The sequence below is a fragment of the Fructilactobacillus sp. X8R1C1 genome (assembly GCF_059900945.1).
Genome location: NZ_JBWXVH010000005.1, coordinates 143,630 through 158,985 on the forward strand (window position 1 = coordinate 143,630; position 15,356 = coordinate 158,985).

A 15,356-nucleotide genomic window follows, 5' to 3' on the forward strand; every position below is an offset into this window, starting at 1 on the left:
GTTGAACAATTCGTTCAGCATCCCTTTTAATTTTATAGGGCTTTTTCTAGTTTTTGTAGGTGAGACATGTGTTGGTTGAACTTGTTGTGAATGTGTCGTCTTACGAAGTACTTTCTGACCTCATCAATTAGAACCAGCGGAATTGGAATGGCAATCAGATAGATCCAGTCACTGACACCAATTGCGGCGGTTCCAAAGACACCTTGAAGGAACGAAACGTAGATTAGAAGGGTGATTAGGACAATCTGAAAGGCGATGCCCCACATGATGCGGTGGTTACTAAAGATCCCAATTTTAAATAGGGAAGTCGAATCGGTTCGACAGTTAAGGACGGCAGCGATTTGACAGAAGCCGATGGTAGCTAGCGTCATGGTAGTGGCTTCGGCGTAAAATGTGCCACTGCCAGCTAGCGGAATCTTGGGCCAACCGTGTTGGTAGTTGGCAAAGAAGTAACCTCCAGTTGACAAGATAGACGCAAATAGTCCGTACCAACCAAACGCTTTGATAATAAGTCCCTTGTTTAACAGGTGCGAGCTTCTTGAACGTGGTGGCCGTTTCATGATTCCCGGTTCACTCTTTTCGGTTCCAAGTCCCAGAGCTGGCAGGAGATCAGTCCCCAGGTCAACGGTTAAAATCTCCATAACCGTCAGGGGGAGTGGAATGGCACCGTTAGAGATTAGAAACAGAATTGATGGAAAGGCTTCGGCCATATTACTGTTCAAGATGTAAAGGAGGAACTTCTGGATGTTGCTGTAGACGGTCCGACCTTCTTCAATGGCAGAAACGATAGAGGCAAAGTTGTCGTCGGTTAAAATCATGTCGGCGGCATCCTTGGCGACGTCGGTTCCGTTAACCCCCATGGCGATGCCGATGTTAGCTTTCTTTAGAGCTGGAGCGTCGTTGACACCGTCACCAGTAGCGGCAACCACGTCACCGTTTTTTTGACACATGGAGACGATGCGATATTTGTCTTCCGGAGCCACTCTGGCAAAGATGACTTCACCCTTGACGGCTTCTTGAAGTTGATCGTCTGACATCTTGGTTAATTCCTCTCCGGTGATGACCCGAGCCTTATTAGAGGTAATGCCGATTTGGACGGCAACACTCTTGGCAGTTAAAGAACTGTCTCCGGTGACCATGATGATTCGAATGTCGGCACTGTGACACTTCTTAACCGCGTCGAAGATTTCCTCTCGTGGGGGATCGGACATGACGGCTAGACCAACAAACACAAGGTTCTTTTCGGTGTTGTCAATCGTGGCTTGTTTCGGATCATCAGTATCGTTATCGCGGTAGGCAAAAGCGAGTGAACGCAGTCCTTGCTTAGCGTAATCGGCGTTCGCCTGGTTAATCTTTTGCCTGTCAGTTGCGGTGATGGAGCGCACCTGACCGTTTACTAGGATTTTGTCACAAATCGAAAGAATGTTATCAAGGGCACCCTTGGTGTAAATGACGTTACTGCCGTCTGGCGCCGTCTTTTGAATCGTGGTCATGCGGCGCCGATTAGCATCAAATGGGAGTTCTTTCAGCCTTGGAGTCTGCTTTGTTGCGTCATCACGGTTTAAACCAGCCTTGTCGGTCAAGATGTTCAATCCGGCTTCGGTTGGGGTTCCTAAAATTGACGGGGCTTTCTTGTTGTCCGGGTCGTACTTAATGGCAGTATCATTATTTAACAGGGCAATCTTTAACAAAAGGGCCAAATCCGGTTCGTGAGCGAGATTGACATTTTTGCCGTTGAATTGGATTTTGCCATTGTTGAAATATCCCGTTCCGGTAACGGTATACTCCTTGTCTGGAAGCCAAACGTGGTTGACCGTCATCTGATTTTGGGTCAACGTTCCGGTCTTATCAGAACAGATGACGTTGGTTTCACCCAAGGTCTCAACGCTGTCTAAGTCCTTTAAAAGGGCGTGACGTTTGGCCATGACCTGAGTGCCATGGGCTAGAGATAACGTGACGGTCGGAAGGAGTCCCTCCGGGATAAAGGCCACGATCATTCCCAGTGCGAAGATAAACGATTTGGCAAGCGGGTAATGAACGAAGTAGATGGCGAGGATAAAGAACGTAATTCCAATCGCAAAAGCAATAATGGAAATTTGACGGGTCAAACGGTTCAATTCCTTAGTAAGTGGTGAGTCCGTCTTCTTCTGGTTTTGCGTCAGGCTGGCAATCTTACCAAATTCGGTGTTCATCCCGGTCTTAACGGCTAAGACGGTCGCCGTTCCGTTAGTGACAACGGTCCCAGCGTAGACCACGTTACTGATGGCAAACTTTCCGTCACCATGTTGGTACTTATTGTTCTTATTAACCGGAAGTGATTCACCGGTTAGAGCGGATTCGTCCACCTGTAGTGATGAAGAATGGACCACGACTCCATCAACTGGGATGGCGTTACCGGCTTGTAGTTGCAGGAGGTCGCCGGCGACAATCCCATCAGCGTTGATTTGAACTGATTTCCCGTTTCTGATGACGTTGACGTAGGTTGGTAGTAGATTGCTCAGTGCGTCGGTAGCCTTTTTGGCCGCGTGTTCCTCCCAAAATGAGAAGAGCCCATTAATAATGTTGACCGCCCAAATTGCGATTCCAAGGTCGACGGTTCCTGCCAGAACGGCAATCACACCACTGACCCACAGCAGCATGGCCATTAGTGAAGTGAAGTTTTTGAGGAAGGCGATTAAAACCGATTCCTGCTTACCCTTCTTGATGACGTTGGCTCCGTTTTTTTGTAACTTTTGTTTGGCTTCGCTGGTACTTAGACCCTTGGTGCTTGACGTGTCTAACGTGCTAGTGAGATCTGACAATGGCATTTTGGCGTAATCATCGTCAGTTAGAATTTTGTTATCCAATGTTTCTCACCCCTTTTTCCAAATATCGTTTAGAATGTGCTTCTAAACAACCGTGGACTGATTTTAGCCTCTTTTTTTAAAAAAGCAATAGAAAAAACTGACTTTCGTAAAATAAATTAATTTAACCTGAGTCAGGACGAAACCATCACGATTAAGTAGGAATAATTGCCGCCCTTCTGCTTTTGAATTATCATAAAATTAACTACTTCAAAGGAGTCTTAAAATGGTTAAATTCATTGAACGTGAACATAAATTTTCACCAGCCGATTCTGACTTCGTGGACCGCAAGTTCATCGATGTGGCCTATGCGGATGGAGAACGACACAAACTTGACGTTTACCTGCCAAACGAAAAGCGGGAGCGTTACCCGGTCATCATTGATGTGCATGGCGGCGGGATGTACTTCGGACAGAAGAGTTCCTTTAAATTAAACGGTGCTTTGGAACTGTTAAAGCGCGGTTATGCGGTTGTCAGTCCCAATTATTCGCTTAGTTACATGAAACCATTTCCCACCGCAATCTACGAATTAAAAGCCGTGGTGCGCTTCGTGAAAGCTCACGCTGATAGTTATCACTTTGATAGTAACGCAGTTTTCATGATGGGTGAATCGTCAGGGGCTCAATTAGCGATGTTACTGGCAGCTTCTGAAGCCAGTGGCCACCTTGAAAGTGATTTTGGTAGTAACTTTGACTACTCGAGTCAGGTTGATGGCGTGATTTCTTCGTACGGATTGTACGAAATGGACCTTTTAAAGCCGGAGTTTGAGGCGCTCGGTCAAAAGCCCAATTTTTATGAAACCGGTGACGCCGACTCTTTTGAGGGTGCCATGCTGGGATTTCACCGACCGATTGACGTTCCTGATTTAGTTGCCGAGGCCAATCCGGTGACGTACCTAAATGATGCCATGGTTCCGGCGCTTCTATACGCGGGAACCGGTGACCGAGTTGTTCCTTACGTTCAGACGATTAACATGGCGGCCGAACTCATCAAGTTCATTGGCAAACAGAACGTTGAGGTTCACATTGTTGACGGCGTTCCCCATGGTCCAAGTGGTTTTATGAATGAGACCGTGTTTGACCAGAAGGATCAGTTCATGAAACGAGTTATGAAACAAAAGGAAAAGGCATCCTAGTGGGATGCCTTTTTGTTAATTAATGAAAGAAATGGGCAATCGTTCCGTTTTGAACTAAAACGGAGACTCCCAAAAGAATGTACACGATTGATGACAGGTAACGGCCGTATTTTCCTAACAGCTTCTTGATGGGCTGGTTATCCTCAATGAGGATGGCACAGAAGAAAAAGATGACCGCCATGATGAGCATGGTGATGAGTGCCAAGAGTAGTTCTAAATTAGTTTTGCGGATGAAAATGGGAATGAAAACGGCGACGTTATCGGCACCACACGCAGTGATGGTGATCGCCACGACTTTCATCACGATTTTGAATTTCGATCCCTTACTGGTACTGATGTCACTACTTGAGTGCGGCTTTGGTGGAAATAACTCCTTAATTCCGAATAAAATGGGGAAGATCCCAAGAAGACCGAGAATCCACATCTGAGGCACGGCCCCGAGAATTCGCGCAATTATCATTGGCAGTAGAGTGAGCCCCACCGTTCCAATTAAGTCACCAGTTAGGACCAACTTTGGGCTCTTATAAGCTCCTAACAAGAGGACCAAGACGAGTAAGTAATCCAGATTGGTTGAAAAATAAGCCACGATTGAGCTGAAAATAATTTCGATCATTGGTTCACTCCTTAAAATGCTCGAACGGCAATGACGATGCCATCGGCGACGAAGAACAAGGCCAATAAGATGACCGTTTCTGAGGTGGAGACAAACGACAGAATGGTGAGGGCCACTGAAACGATAATGCCCAAAATCCCGAGGCCAATCACGACTGAGTGGTACCACTTCCGAACCTTAGGGATGAATTTGACCGTTAAAAGTTCGGTGAGGGAGTCCACGATTATCCAGGTAAATATTAAGATCAGGACCACGTGAAAGTTTAGTAACTGATGAAAAAACAAGATGATACTGATTACGAGTTCAATCGTTCCCGTTACAATTAGGGTCTTATTAATCACATTGAAATAGTTGGACAACTCGTAGTACAGGACGTAACGGTAAATTCCGGCAAGTAGGGTTCCAAGTGCCATAATGGTAATTAAAGAGCCAATTGGTCGGATAAATAGGAGGAACGCAACAAATAAAAAGTAGAGTCCGACTACAAGTGAGAAGGAGTCGAAGCGTTTGTTTTTGGTGGTGAGCATGGGGGGTGTTCTCCTTATTGATAGAATAAATCTGCAGAAAACCTGCAGAAAAGATACGGCAAAAACGTTGACTTGATAGTCTTTGTGTACTTGATGGTGCTAAAAACCTGCAGAAAACCTGCAGAAAAAATTAATGATTTTGCTTTATTTTCTCACAGTTTTGGGTCTGACCAACAATAAATTAATCAGAATCATGGCAATTAAAATGATGAGTCCCATTGGCAAATACGTATTTTCACCCATGATACCAACGAGTGGTGAAACAATTCCACCCATGGCGTTTTGCGTTAGACCCACAAGAGCTGAGGCACTGCCGGCGTTCTTACTGGCAGCGTTCATGGCGACGGTCGTGGATAACGTCAGCATGGCACCGATAAAGATGAGAATGATGAAGACTAGGATAATAACCACTAACAGGTTTTTAAACCAGATGGCACTGAGAATCAGGATGAAACTAGTGATGATGGTGGCCTTAATGAACCATTTTAATAGGGTGATGGAGTCGGTTTTCATTACCAAACGACCCGGCAACGCACTACCAATCCCAATTGCAACTCCGTTTATGGCGTATAAGAAGCTAAATTCGGTGACTGACATGTGAAACTGACTCTGAAAGACAAAGGAAGAGGAAGAAATGTAGCTAAATAGCGACCCGTAGACCAGTCCGGTTGCGAGCACCAGGCGGAGAAACTTGGGATCCTTTAGTAGGTAAAACATCTGTACTTCGGATTGAAAAAGGGAACCGGTGCTGCGGTTTTTGGGCGTTAAGGTTTCGGGAATGCCAAAGAGGCACATGAAAACGATGACGATTCCGATCACCCCTAAAATGAGAAAGATTCCCTGCCAGTCGGTAATTTTAATGATTAAACCACCAAAGATGGGAGCAATGATTGGGAAGATGCCGTTAACAGCAGTCAATAGTGAATAAAAACGGGTCAGGATTTTTCCTGAAAACATGTCACGAGCGACGGCTCTAGAAATGACTTGACCGGTTGCTCCAGCGATTCCTTGAATGAGTCTTAAAGTGATTAAGGCATAGATATTGGGAATGAACGCGATCATTGCAGATGAGACACTAAATAGGACAAAACCGATGATTAGTAGTGGTTTTCTACCATAATGGTCACTTAAGGGGCCGATGATGACTTGTCCAACCGCCAGGCCAATCAGACAAGCAGTGATGCTTAGTTGCATCATAGAGGCGTTGGTGTGAAACGTTGCCATCATCTGTGGGAGCGCCGGCATGTATAGGTCCATTGATAGTGGACCTGTTGCGCTCACGATCCCAAGGAGGACCGCTAACCAAATGACGTGACTTTTCTTTGTTTCCATTTTTTCATCCCTAGTAAAAAATTTGCGATCAATGACGCACTAATTGCTATTATAAGGTATACTTACTAAATATATAAAGGAAATTTTCGGGATGGAGTTCATCCCTGACAAATCATTAGTGATAGAATAAAATTATACATAATGATTGAGGAGAATCTGAAATGAAATTTTTTAAGAGCGTCATGAGTTGGGTGATTCCGATTGTGATTGGACTGATCCTAGCCTTAATAATCAGACAATATCTATTTACGCTGGCCAAGGTTGATGGACCGTCGATGCAGCCGAACCTTGAAAATGGGGAACGGATCATGGTCTTCAGACAGGCGAAGATTAAGCATCGAAGTGTCGTCGTATTTAATGCGGCAGGGGAGGATCCCACCGCTGCCCCGAACACCGACTACGTTAAGCGGGTGATTGGACTTCCTGGTGATACTGTTGCCTTTAAGGGTGGCAGTATCTACGTTAACAACAAGAAGGTTAACCAGGATTACATCAGTAAGAGTCAGCAGCAACAGGGAACTTACTACAACCGGATGCCTGGTGACTGGGATCTAACTAGTTTATCCAAGAACTGGCCTAAAAATAAGGGTGCCGTTAAAGTACCTAAAGGTGAGTACTTCGTTCTAGGTGATCACCGGAGCGTCTCAAACGATAGCCGTTACTGGGGCTTTGTTCCAAAGAAGAAGGTCGTTGGGGTTGTCAAGACCTTCCCATGGAGTACCACCAAGCAAAAGCGGTATAATATTAATGAATTAGGATATTAAATCAATAAAAGCTCATCATATTTATGATGAGCTTTTTATTTAAATTAATTTTTGGGGGATTATATGAAGGGATTGATGAAGAAGCTTTTATTTGTGATGTGTCTGCTTTTTGTTGGATTGGTCGTCATTTTTTACCTTTTAGAATTTATGAAATCAAATCAAAATGAGACCCAATCATCAAAACAAGCACACGCCTATCAGGTAGTTGACAACAAGGATTACTCACGGGGCTATTATCCATACGAATCGGCCTATAAACCCGATGAGAACTATCCGAACACTTTACATACGATTCGGGGTGACGGTCATTCTGACTTTGTTACCCAATACTTTTTACCTACTTATACCAGTAGACACGCGCGTTTGAACGACCGCAATCACCGGCTGATGCGTAATCCACAGAGTGTGGTGCTACACGGACAGTATGCGTACGTTATGTACACCTTCTACGGTGGCTCCAACACCGGGTTCGTGGTGCGCTATGATTTAAAAAAGCTAAACGAACTGGGATTTGACTTGCCAGGCTACATGGGGAAGTTTCGTCATAGTAAGACCGAATTGGCCGCCATCAAGGTTGGGCCCGTCTTTCACACGGGGCACGGGCAGTCGATGGCCTATAACCCTAAGAATAAACAGATGTGGTTTATCAAACAGAATGGCTTCAAACCGGTTGTCCAACGTCTGAACATGGACACCTTAAAGCCAGAACAAAAAGTCAGAGCACGGGTTCAGTCGACCATTCCTGGTAAGGTTCCAATGGGAATGGTCCTCGCCTTTGATAAAACCGGTCGGGCGTATTTTTACAGCATCACCCATCATGGAATTGCTCCAAGGGGAGCCGTCAAGATTTATCGCGGCCAGATTAACGAGCGGGGAGCTAAGTTCAAACTAATTCCGCAGTTAATCCGACACGCTCCTGGGATTGTGCCTCAGTCACTAGCGTACAATGATAAGAATAATAACCTATATCTCGTTTCCAATGGTGGCATCATGCGGATTCCGGTCAATAAGTTAGGCCACTTAAAGACCAGTGACATCCGGACGATTATCACCGATGGTCACCGTGAATTTGAGGGACTGTCGTTTGAAAACGGGAAGGGCATGTTGCTGGTAAACCGTGGTCCCGAGCTGATGCGAATGACGAATCCTAATTTTTAGTCCCTTCGCTTGTAAAACGATTAGTTGAGACTTAGAATTACAATTAACTAATTAATCGAAAGAAAGGACAAAAATAATGACAGAATTTAACCACCCAATTACACCAGATGACGTTGATCAAATGCAGGCCGATCTGGAAGTGCAACCAAAAAATGAAGTGATCTCACGGGCCATCATGACCAACGGGATTGATAAAGCTTCTGAAGATCCTAAGACCGCAGTCCGCTTAAACCGCACCTTTTCAATTGACATTGATACGGGAACGGTTTCTAATCAGAAACACAGTGGCCGCTGCTGGCTATTTTCATTGTTAAACACCTTGAGACATAAGTTTGCGGTCAAGTACAACAAGAAAGACTTTGAGTTATCCCAAAACTATCTGTTCTTCTGGGACAAGATTGAACGGGCGAATATGTTTTACGACCGTATGATTGCATTGGCCGATCGACCAACGAGTGACCGGGACGTTGACTTTTACTTGAGCATGCCGGGTGAAGACGGTGGCCAATGGGCCATGGCTGCGGCACTGGTTCAAAAGTACGGCGTTATGCCAAAAGAGGCCTTTCCAGAAACCGCCGTGACTGATGACACCACCGACTACGATGAGGTGATGGATCGAAAGTTACGTCACGACGGGATGGTCCTCAGAGACTTGGTTAATTCTGATGCCTCAGACGATGATATTAATCAAATGAAACAGAAAATGATGACAGAGGTCTACCGCATGACGGCTTACTCATTTGGTGTTCCACCAAAGACCTTTGACCTTGAATATCGTGATGATGATAAGAAGTATCATTTAGACCAGGGTTTGACTCCCAAGCAATTTTACGACAAGTACATTGGCGTTGACTTAAACGATTACGTCGTTTTGACCAATTCACCTGATAAGAAGATGGATGAGATGTATTCTCTTCCAAGTCAAAACAACGTTGAGGGTGGCATGCCAATTGAGTTCTTGAATGCCCCAATGGACGAACTGAAGGAAGCCGCCATTAAGCAACTTAAAGATGGCGAGACCGTTTGGTTTGGAAATGATGTTTTGCATCAAATGAACCGACAAAAGGGTTACTTGGATAGCAAACTCTACCGTCAATCTGCCTTATTCGGGGTTGATATGACCATGACCAAGGCTGAACGCCTCAAGTACCACGAAGCTGAAGTTTCCCACGCCATGACGTTGACCGGTGTTGATTTAATCAACGACGTTCCAACGAAATGGAAAGTTGAAAACAGTTGGGGCAAGAAGGTTGGAGACGACGGCTACTTCGCAATGACCGGCGAATGGATGCAGGACTTCGTTTACGAAGTGGTTGTTAAGAAGAGTTATCTAAAACACACCCAAAAAGAGGTCTTGAAGAAGACTCCAATCAAGTTGGATCCATGGGATTCATTACAATAAAAATTAATTTAACACTCTTCCGATGGGAAGGGTGTTTTTTTATGGCTTATTTTATTCCGTATGATAATATATAATTATAAAAAAAGGCAGTCGCATTGATATACAGCTGCCCGTACAATTGCTTCATACTTTAATGAATCGTTATTGGGATGCATAGCTAGGACAGTTATTGATCACAAAATGTTATTGGTAAATATTCCATTTTTGGTTTTAACGTAAGTTCGTTTCACAGTAGGTTACCTCTTTTTTAGATTTACATTCGTTGTTTTGGCATGAAAAAAGTGTTTGTGACATTATACACTATTACAATCCATTTAACAGCGGGTTAAAATTCCAAAACACCGCTACTAAGCGGTAGACACCGATTTATATTGCTTGTATAATTTGCATCAATAATTATTAAACAAGCAGTAGAATAGGTGGGAGAGTAAGATGAAGTGGTTTTTAAAAATTGGATTGTACGTCGTTGAATTTATGATATTTGGATCGTTATCTTTGGTACTAATTAGTCTCCCCATCGATTACTTTCCGATGCTAATACTGCTTTTCTCCAGTTTGGCATTCTTGTTAATCATTAATCAACGTGTTCAGAGTACAATTAATCATCATTATCGATATAAATGAACAAATAATAAAAAGTGTTCCGTAGTTGTGAACGATGTTTACTAATCGCCAACTATGAAACACTTTTATTTTTTCAAAAACAATTGATAAACTAAGATCGCGATTACTATGGCGGCAAAGACCACGGTTGCGACCTGCGGATTGGCAATCAGGGCGTTGACTAATCGATGAAGAATCGAAAAACTGTGTACACCATGTAGTCCAAGGACAAAGTAAGAATTCATTTTCATCACCTGCTATTTCATGCGAAGTACATATCATTTTAATCCATCGTTAGCAAAAAAGTAAGCAAAGTCTTTTAAAATTATGTATTATAGACGTATAAAACCTAGGAGGATCTACAATGGCAATTGATTGGATGTTAATTTGGCACATTATCGTCATCGGTAATGCGATTTTTGCGATTATTACCGTGTTCAGGCAACCCCGAGACATCGCCGCAACGTGGGCATGGCTTTTAGTACTGGTATTTCTACCATTACTAGGTTTCATTATTTACGCTTTCTTTGGGAGAAAACTACCTAAGAGTAAGTTCTTTCGGTTAAAGGGTAGCGTGAAAAAACACGTGAGACACGAACTTAGTGAAGAAAAAGCAATGCTTAAAAAACCGAAGGATGCTGACACACCATCAAAACAGATTGCGTGGGAGTCAGCTAACATGGTTCGCATGTTTATGAATTCTGATACCTCGCCACTCTATGACAACAACAAAATCGACGTTTTCACTAATGGCGACAAGTTGATGGATCAGATGTTTTCTGACATTAAGAACGCGAAAAGTTCCATTAACCTTGAATTCTACACTTTTTATGCTGATAAAATTGGGAAAAAGGTCTTAGCGGCATTGGTTGAGAAGGCCAAAGAGGGCGTTGACGTCCGGGTCATCTATGACTCATGGGGTTCGATGGGGACCACGCAGAAATTCTTTAAACCGCTGTTTGAAGCGGGTGGCCATGCTTACCCATTTTTACACACCCATTCTAATTTCTTTGATTTTCGGGTTAACTTTCGAGATCACCACAAGATTCTAGTGATCGATGGTGAGCATGCTTACGTCGGTGGCTTTAACATCGGCGACCAGTACATGGGTTGGAGTAAGAAGTTTGGTAATTGGCAGGACTGTTCAATTCGAATTCACGGAAACGCCATTTATGGACTCCAGTCCCAGTTTATTTTGGATTGGAACGCCACTGATGGGAAACTCCAAATTAATCCCAACAACCCAGAAATGATCAAGAAGTACTATCCAATCATTCATACCGACGGTGAAGCGGTCATGCAGATTGTTTCCAGTGGCCCTGATACCAGTATGGAACAAATTAAGATTGGCTACATTAAGATGATTGAAATGGCCAAACACAAGGTCCAGATTACGACGCCATATTTAATCCCTGACCCATCGGTCTTAGATGCCTTGAAGATTGCGTCCATGTCAGGCGTTGACGTCCAAATCATCGTGCCAGACATGCCGGATCATCCGTTCGTATACCGGGCCACCCAGTACTATGCACGTCAGTTAACCAAACTGGGGGTCAAAGTCTACTACTACAATAACGGCTTTATGCACGCTAAAACGGTTGTCGTTGATGATAAAATTGTCTCAGTTGGGTCCGCTAACATGGATTATCGTAGTTTTAAACTAAACTTCGAGATTAATTCATTTACCTATGATGAAGCATTTGGAAAACAAATGGGAGCAATTTTTGAAGAGGACTTGAAGAATAGTACCCTGCAGACAACGAAGATGTTTGAATCGGAATCATGGTGGTTAAACTTTAAGCAGCACTTTAGCCGTTTATTGTCACCAATTCTCTAACGTTCAAATTTAAAAATAAAGAAGAGCCTAGATTAAACGATCTAGACTCTTCTTTATTAAAAAGGATGAATTATTTAAGTTCATTCTTAGTTTGATTTATTTTTCAGGATCAGTGGCAACCAGTGCACCTGCCAGGTTATGCATATCTGGTTCTTGAGCGGTAACGATCAATTGTTGATTGACGAATGCCATTTGACCAATGTCACTCATTTCTCTACCATAACCAGAACCTTTTACACCACCGAATGGTAAGGCTGGAAGGGAAGCAAGGAAGTTGTTAACAAAGACCATCCCGGTTTCAATCTGGTCGGCAACCTTGGCGCCATGTTGTGGATCACCGGAGAAGACGATTCCACCTAGTCCATAAGGGTTGTCGTTTGCAAGATCAATGGCTTCTTGTTCACTGTGGGCCTTGTAGACCGAAGCAACTGGACCAAAGAATTCAGTGGTGTAGCCAGGGTTAGACTTGTCGATGTCGGTAAGAATGGTTGGCATGAAGAATTGGCCTGGGAGATCAACTGGTTCATTGCCATAGACTACCTTAGCGCCGGCTTTAATGGTGGCATCAACTTGGGATTGAAGTTTGTCCTTAGCTTTCTTGGAATTCATTGGAGCAAGCGTTGTGGATGGGTCCATTGGATCGCCCATTTTAACTTTGCTGAAGTCTTCCTTTAATTTCTCAACAAACTTGTCGTAAACGTTGTCCATGACGATGAAACGTTTGTCAGAACAGCAGACCTGACCGTCGTTATAGAGACGAACCCGCCAAGCAATGTCTTCCGCTTTGTCTAAATCAGCGTCATCTAGAATCAGGAATGGATCCATTCCACCCAGTTCCATTGAGTTTTTCTTGAGGTTCTTACCAGCAGCTTCGGCAACGGATGAACCACCACGTTCAGAGCCAGTTAGTGCTACTCCTTGAACTCGTTTGTCTTCGATGGCCTTGGTAACTTGATCATAAGACAGGAACATGTTGGTTAAAGCACCTTCTGGAGCGCCAGCTTTTTTAATAACATCCGCAAATAATTGAGCTGAAGCAGGAATGTTGGATGCATCCTTTAAAATCATTGGGTTTCCGACCATAAAGTTGGGAGCGAAGACTCTCATGATCTGGTAGTAAGGGAAGTTCCATGGCTCAACCATGACTAACGTCCCGAGGGCATGGTAGTGAACCTCAGCCTCACCAGTTACGATTGAAGAGATGGCCTTTGGTTGAAGTAATTCTTCGCTGTGGTCGGCGAACCAATCAGCAATGATGGCACAAAGTTCAACTTCACCTTGAGATTCGCGGAACAACTTGCCCATTTCAATGGTAGCGGTCTTAGCTAGATCGTCCTTGTTGTCACGCAAAGCCTTGGCAACGTTGTGAAGGATTTTAGCTCGTTTTTTAATGTCTTGTTTTTTCGTTTTTTGATAAAGCGCTTCGTCAGTTTTTAGGACTTGCTCTAATTCTGCGTCGGTAGCGTTTGGATAAGTCTTAATTGTTTCGTTGTTAAATGGATTTACAGTCTCATATGCCATAATAACTCTCCCTTATTATAAATAAACTTGAATTAAACTTTAGTGACCAAATAACTATGAGAATCAGTTAGCTAACTCATATCTCACCTTGAGTATAGTTCATTAGGAAGCGGTTACAATAGAATTTGCTCATTTTATTGTAAAAAAGTGAGCAAATAAAAAGATCACCATTTACTGATGGTGATCCGAATTAGATTTAGTTATTTGTTATTTAATGTTTAGTATCCACAAGAAGACTAGGAAGATAATTGCTAACGAGTACATCATCCAACCGACTTCTTTACCACGTTTAGCGGCAATCATGGTAATTGGGTAGGCGATGAAACCAAGTGCAATTCCGTCAGAGATACTGTACGTTAGTGGCATTCCAATTGCGATCAGAAAGGCTGGGGCTGCCACTTCAAACTTGTTCCAATGAATGTTACCAAGTGACTTGGCCATCAAGATTCCGACGATAATTAGTGCCGGGGCGGTGACTTGACTGGTAATGACGGTCAAAAGTGGTGAGAAGAACATCGCTAACAAGAACAGAATTCCAGTCACAATTACCGTAAATCCAGAACGACCACCAACCGCAATGCCGGCTGATGATTCAACGTAGGCTCCCATTGGGGAAGTTCCAAGAAGTGAACCAACTAGCATGGTAACGGAGTCGGCGCCTAAAGCACGGCCGATTCGTGGAATTTTATTGTTTTTCATGTAACCAGCCTGTTCGGCTAATCCAACTAACGTTCCGGCGGTATCAAAGAAGGTTACCAAAAGGAACGTCAGCACAACGACAATTAACTGGGGCGTGTTGATCTTGTCAACGTTGAATAATCCTACTAGGAAAGTGGATTTAATGCTTGGAACCGCCGAGACGATTCCGGTAGGCATTTTGATTAATCCGAAAAGGACTCCAATTACGGCTGAAGCAACCATCCCAATGAAGATTGAGGCTGGGACGTTAGCGGCCATCAAGAACAAAGTGATGACTAAACCGGCTACCGTCAGTAAAGTGAGTGGGTTACTGAACGAACCGAGGCCAACCAGCGTGGACTTGTTGGCAACCACTAGTCCACCATTGTTTAACCCTAAAAAGGCAATGAACAGGCCAATCCCACCAGCAATGGCTGACTTTAAGTCAGATGGAATCGAATCGATGATCTTTTCTCGCAACTTGAGCAAGGTCAAGATGACGAAAAGAATGGAGGCAACAAACACGCCGGCTAGTGCGGTCTGCCATGGAATCTTCATCCCAATACATACGGAGTACGCAAAGAAGGCGTTGAGCCCCAGACTGGCGGATAATGCAAACGGATAGTTTGCGATGATTCCCATTAGGAAACAGCCAAAGGCAGAGGCGAGGGCCGTTGCCGTAAAAACGGCACCTTTATCCATTCCTGCAGCACCCAAAACGTTCGGGTTTACGAATAAAATGTACACCATGGAAACAAAGGTCGTAACTCCCGCAACCGTTTCACGGGTGAAGTTAGTTCCTAATTCCTGAAAGTGAAAAAACGAGGCAATTCGATTAGCCATTTCCACAACTCCTATCAAATTAATATTCGGTTTTTCAAAAACGAATTACGATAATAGGATAACACAAAGTTAAAATGTGTCAAATCACGAACGATACTAA

General features: G+C 43.8%; 13 protein-coding genes. 6 read left to right on the plus strand and 7 right to left on the minus strand.

The window, feature by feature from the left end; genetic code table 11:
• Positions 1 to 32 precede the first annotated feature (32 nt).
• Entirely contained in the window at positions 33 to 2,807 is a 2,775-nt protein-coding gene (locus AC6UD1_RS06045) for a cation-translocating P-type ATPase (protein ID WP_500707579.1), read from the minus strand.
• A 262-nt stretch (positions 2,808 to 3,069) separates the two neighbouring features.
• Here AC6UD1_RS06045 and AC6UD1_RS06050 point away from each other — a divergent pair, with 262 nt between their 5' ends.
• The gene (locus AC6UD1_RS06050) at positions 3,070 to 3,978 is read left to right on the plus strand and encodes an alpha/beta hydrolase fold domain-containing protein (protein ID WP_500707552.1); all 909 of its coding nucleotides are present in this window, start codon (positions 3,070 to 3,072) and stop codon (positions 3,976 to 3,978) included.
• A gap of 19 nt (positions 3,979 to 3,997) precedes the next feature.
• Here AC6UD1_RS06050 and AC6UD1_RS06055 read toward each other — a convergent pair whose 3' ends face one another.
• The 3 genes from AC6UD1_RS06055 to AC6UD1_RS06065 all read right to left on the minus strand — a co-directional run bounded on the left by AC6UD1_RS06055 (position 3,998) and on the right by AC6UD1_RS06065 (position 6,450).
• Positions 3,998 to 4,591 (minus strand): cadmium resistance transporter, encoded by a 594-nt coding sequence (locus AC6UD1_RS06055; protein ID WP_500707553.1) that lies wholly within the window; start codon positions 4,589 to 4,591, stop codon positions 3,998 to 4,000.
• An 11-nt stretch (positions 4,592 to 4,602) separates the two neighbouring features.
• Positions 4,603 to 5,118 carry a hypothetical protein gene (locus tag AC6UD1_RS06060; protein WP_500707554.1) on the minus strand — a complete coding sequence of 172 codons (516 nt, stop codon included), beginning with the start codon at positions 5,116 to 5,118 and terminating at the stop codon, positions 4,603 to 4,605.
• Positions 5,119 to 5,262: 144 nt separating this feature from the next.
• On the minus strand, positions 5,263 to 6,450 hold the full coding sequence (locus AC6UD1_RS06065) for a multidrug effflux MFS transporter (protein WP_500707555.1): 1,188 nt from the start codon (positions 6,448 to 6,450) through the stop codon (positions 5,263 to 5,265).
• Positions 6,451 to 6,611: 161 nt separating this feature from the next.
• Here AC6UD1_RS06065 and lepB point away from each other — a divergent pair, with 161 nt between their 5' ends.
• From lepB to AC6UD1_RS06085, 4 genes are all read left to right on the plus strand, one after another.
• The gene (lepB, locus tag AC6UD1_RS06070; protein ID WP_500699744.1) at positions 6,612 to 7,214 is read left to right on the plus strand and encodes a signal peptidase I; all 603 of its coding nucleotides are present in this window, start codon (positions 6,612 to 6,614) and stop codon (positions 7,212 to 7,214) included.
• Positions 7,215 to 7,277: 63 nt separating this feature from the next.
• The gene (locus tag AC6UD1_RS06075; RefSeq protein ID WP_500707556.1) at positions 7,278 to 8,372 is read left to right on the plus strand and encodes a hypothetical protein; all 1,095 of its coding nucleotides are present in this window, start codon (positions 7,278 to 7,280) and stop codon (positions 8,370 to 8,372) included.
• Positions 8,373 to 8,448: 76 nt separating this feature from the next.
• Positions 8,449 to 9,774 (plus strand): C1 family peptidase, encoded by a 1,326-nt coding sequence (locus tag AC6UD1_RS06080; protein WP_500707557.1) that lies wholly within the window; start codon positions 8,449 to 8,451, stop codon positions 9,772 to 9,774.
• Between the two features lie 432 nt (positions 9,775 to 10,206).
• Positions 10,207 to 10,398 carry a hypothetical protein gene (locus AC6UD1_RS06085; RefSeq protein WP_500694254.1) on the plus strand — a complete coding sequence of 64 codons (192 nt, stop codon included), beginning with the start codon at positions 10,207 to 10,209 and terminating at the stop codon, positions 10,396 to 10,398.
• A 65-nt stretch (positions 10,399 to 10,463) separates the two neighbouring features.
• Here AC6UD1_RS06085 and AC6UD1_RS06090 read toward each other — a convergent pair whose 3' ends face one another.
• A complete protein-coding gene (locus tag AC6UD1_RS06090) occupies positions 10,464 to 10,622 on the minus strand; it encodes a hypothetical protein (RefSeq protein ID WP_500694255.1) in 159 nt (52 codons plus the stop codon).
• A gap of 119 nt (positions 10,623 to 10,741) precedes the next feature.
• Between AC6UD1_RS06090 and cls the strand changes: the two genes are divergently transcribed.
• Complete coding sequence (gene cls, locus AC6UD1_RS06095; protein ID WP_500706035.1) at positions 10,742 to 12,214, plus strand: cardiolipin synthase; 1,473 nt, start codon at positions 10,742 to 10,744, stop codon at positions 12,212 to 12,214.
• A gap of 96 nt (positions 12,215 to 12,310) precedes the next feature.
• Here cls and AC6UD1_RS06100 read toward each other — a convergent pair whose 3' ends face one another.
• Entirely contained in the window at positions 12,311 to 13,735 is a 1,425-nt protein-coding gene (locus AC6UD1_RS06100) for an NAD-dependent succinate-semialdehyde dehydrogenase (RefSeq protein WP_500707558.1), read from the minus strand.
• Between the two features lie 207 nt (positions 13,736 to 13,942).
• Complete coding sequence (locus tag AC6UD1_RS06105) at positions 13,943 to 15,256, minus strand: NCS2 family permease (protein ID WP_500701520.1); 1,314 nt, start codon at positions 15,254 to 15,256, stop codon at positions 13,943 to 13,945.
• Positions 15,257 to 15,356 lie beyond the last annotated feature (100 nt).

Bases quoted from the DNA above. Each gene is read 5' to 3' on its own strand.
- AC6UD1_RS06075 (WP_500707556.1), top strand. From the start codon at position 7,278: ATGAAGGGATTGATGAAGAAGCTTTTATTTGTGATGTGTCTGCTTTTT.
- AC6UD1_RS06065 (WP_500707555.1), bottom strand. From the start codon at position 6,450: ATGGAAACAAAGAAAAGTCACGTCATTTGGTTAGCGGTCCTCCTTGGG.
- AC6UD1_RS06085 (WP_500694254.1), top strand. From the start codon at position 10,207: ATGAAGTGGTTTTTAAAAATTGGATTGTACGTCGTTGAATTTATGATA.
- cls (WP_500706035.1), top strand. From the start codon at position 10,742: ATGGCAATTGATTGGATGTTAATTTGGCACATTATCGTCATCGGTAAT.
- AC6UD1_RS06045 (WP_500707579.1), bottom strand. From the start codon at position 2,807: ATGCCATTGTCAGATCTCACTAGCACGTTAGACACGTCAAGCACCAAG.
- lepB (WP_500699744.1), top strand. From the start codon at position 6,612: ATGAAATTTTTTAAGAGCGTCATGAGTTGGGTGATTCCGATTGTGATT.
- AC6UD1_RS06050 (WP_500707552.1), top strand. From the start codon at position 3,070: ATGGTTAAATTCATTGAACGTGAACATAAATTTTCACCAGCCGATTCT.
- AC6UD1_RS06090 (WP_500694255.1), bottom strand. From the start codon at position 10,622: ATGAATTCTTACTTTGTCCTTGGACTACATGGTGTACACAGTTTTTCG.
- AC6UD1_RS06100 (WP_500707558.1), bottom strand. From the start codon at position 13,735: ATGGCATATGAGACTGTAAATCCATTTAACAACGAAACAATTAAGACT.
- AC6UD1_RS06105 (WP_500701520.1), bottom strand. From the start codon at position 15,256: ATGGCTAATCGAATTGCCTCGTTTTTTCACTTTCAGGAATTAGGAACT.
- AC6UD1_RS06060 (WP_500707554.1), bottom strand. From the start codon at position 5,118: ATGCTCACCACCAAAAACAAACGCTTCGACTCCTTCTCACTTGTAGTC.
- AC6UD1_RS06055 (WP_500707553.1), bottom strand. From the start codon at position 4,591: ATGATCGAAATTATTTTCAGCTCAATCGTGGCTTATTTTTCAACCAAT.
- AC6UD1_RS06080 (WP_500707557.1), top strand. From the start codon at position 8,449: ATGACAGAATTTAACCACCCAATTACACCAGATGACGTTGATCAAATG.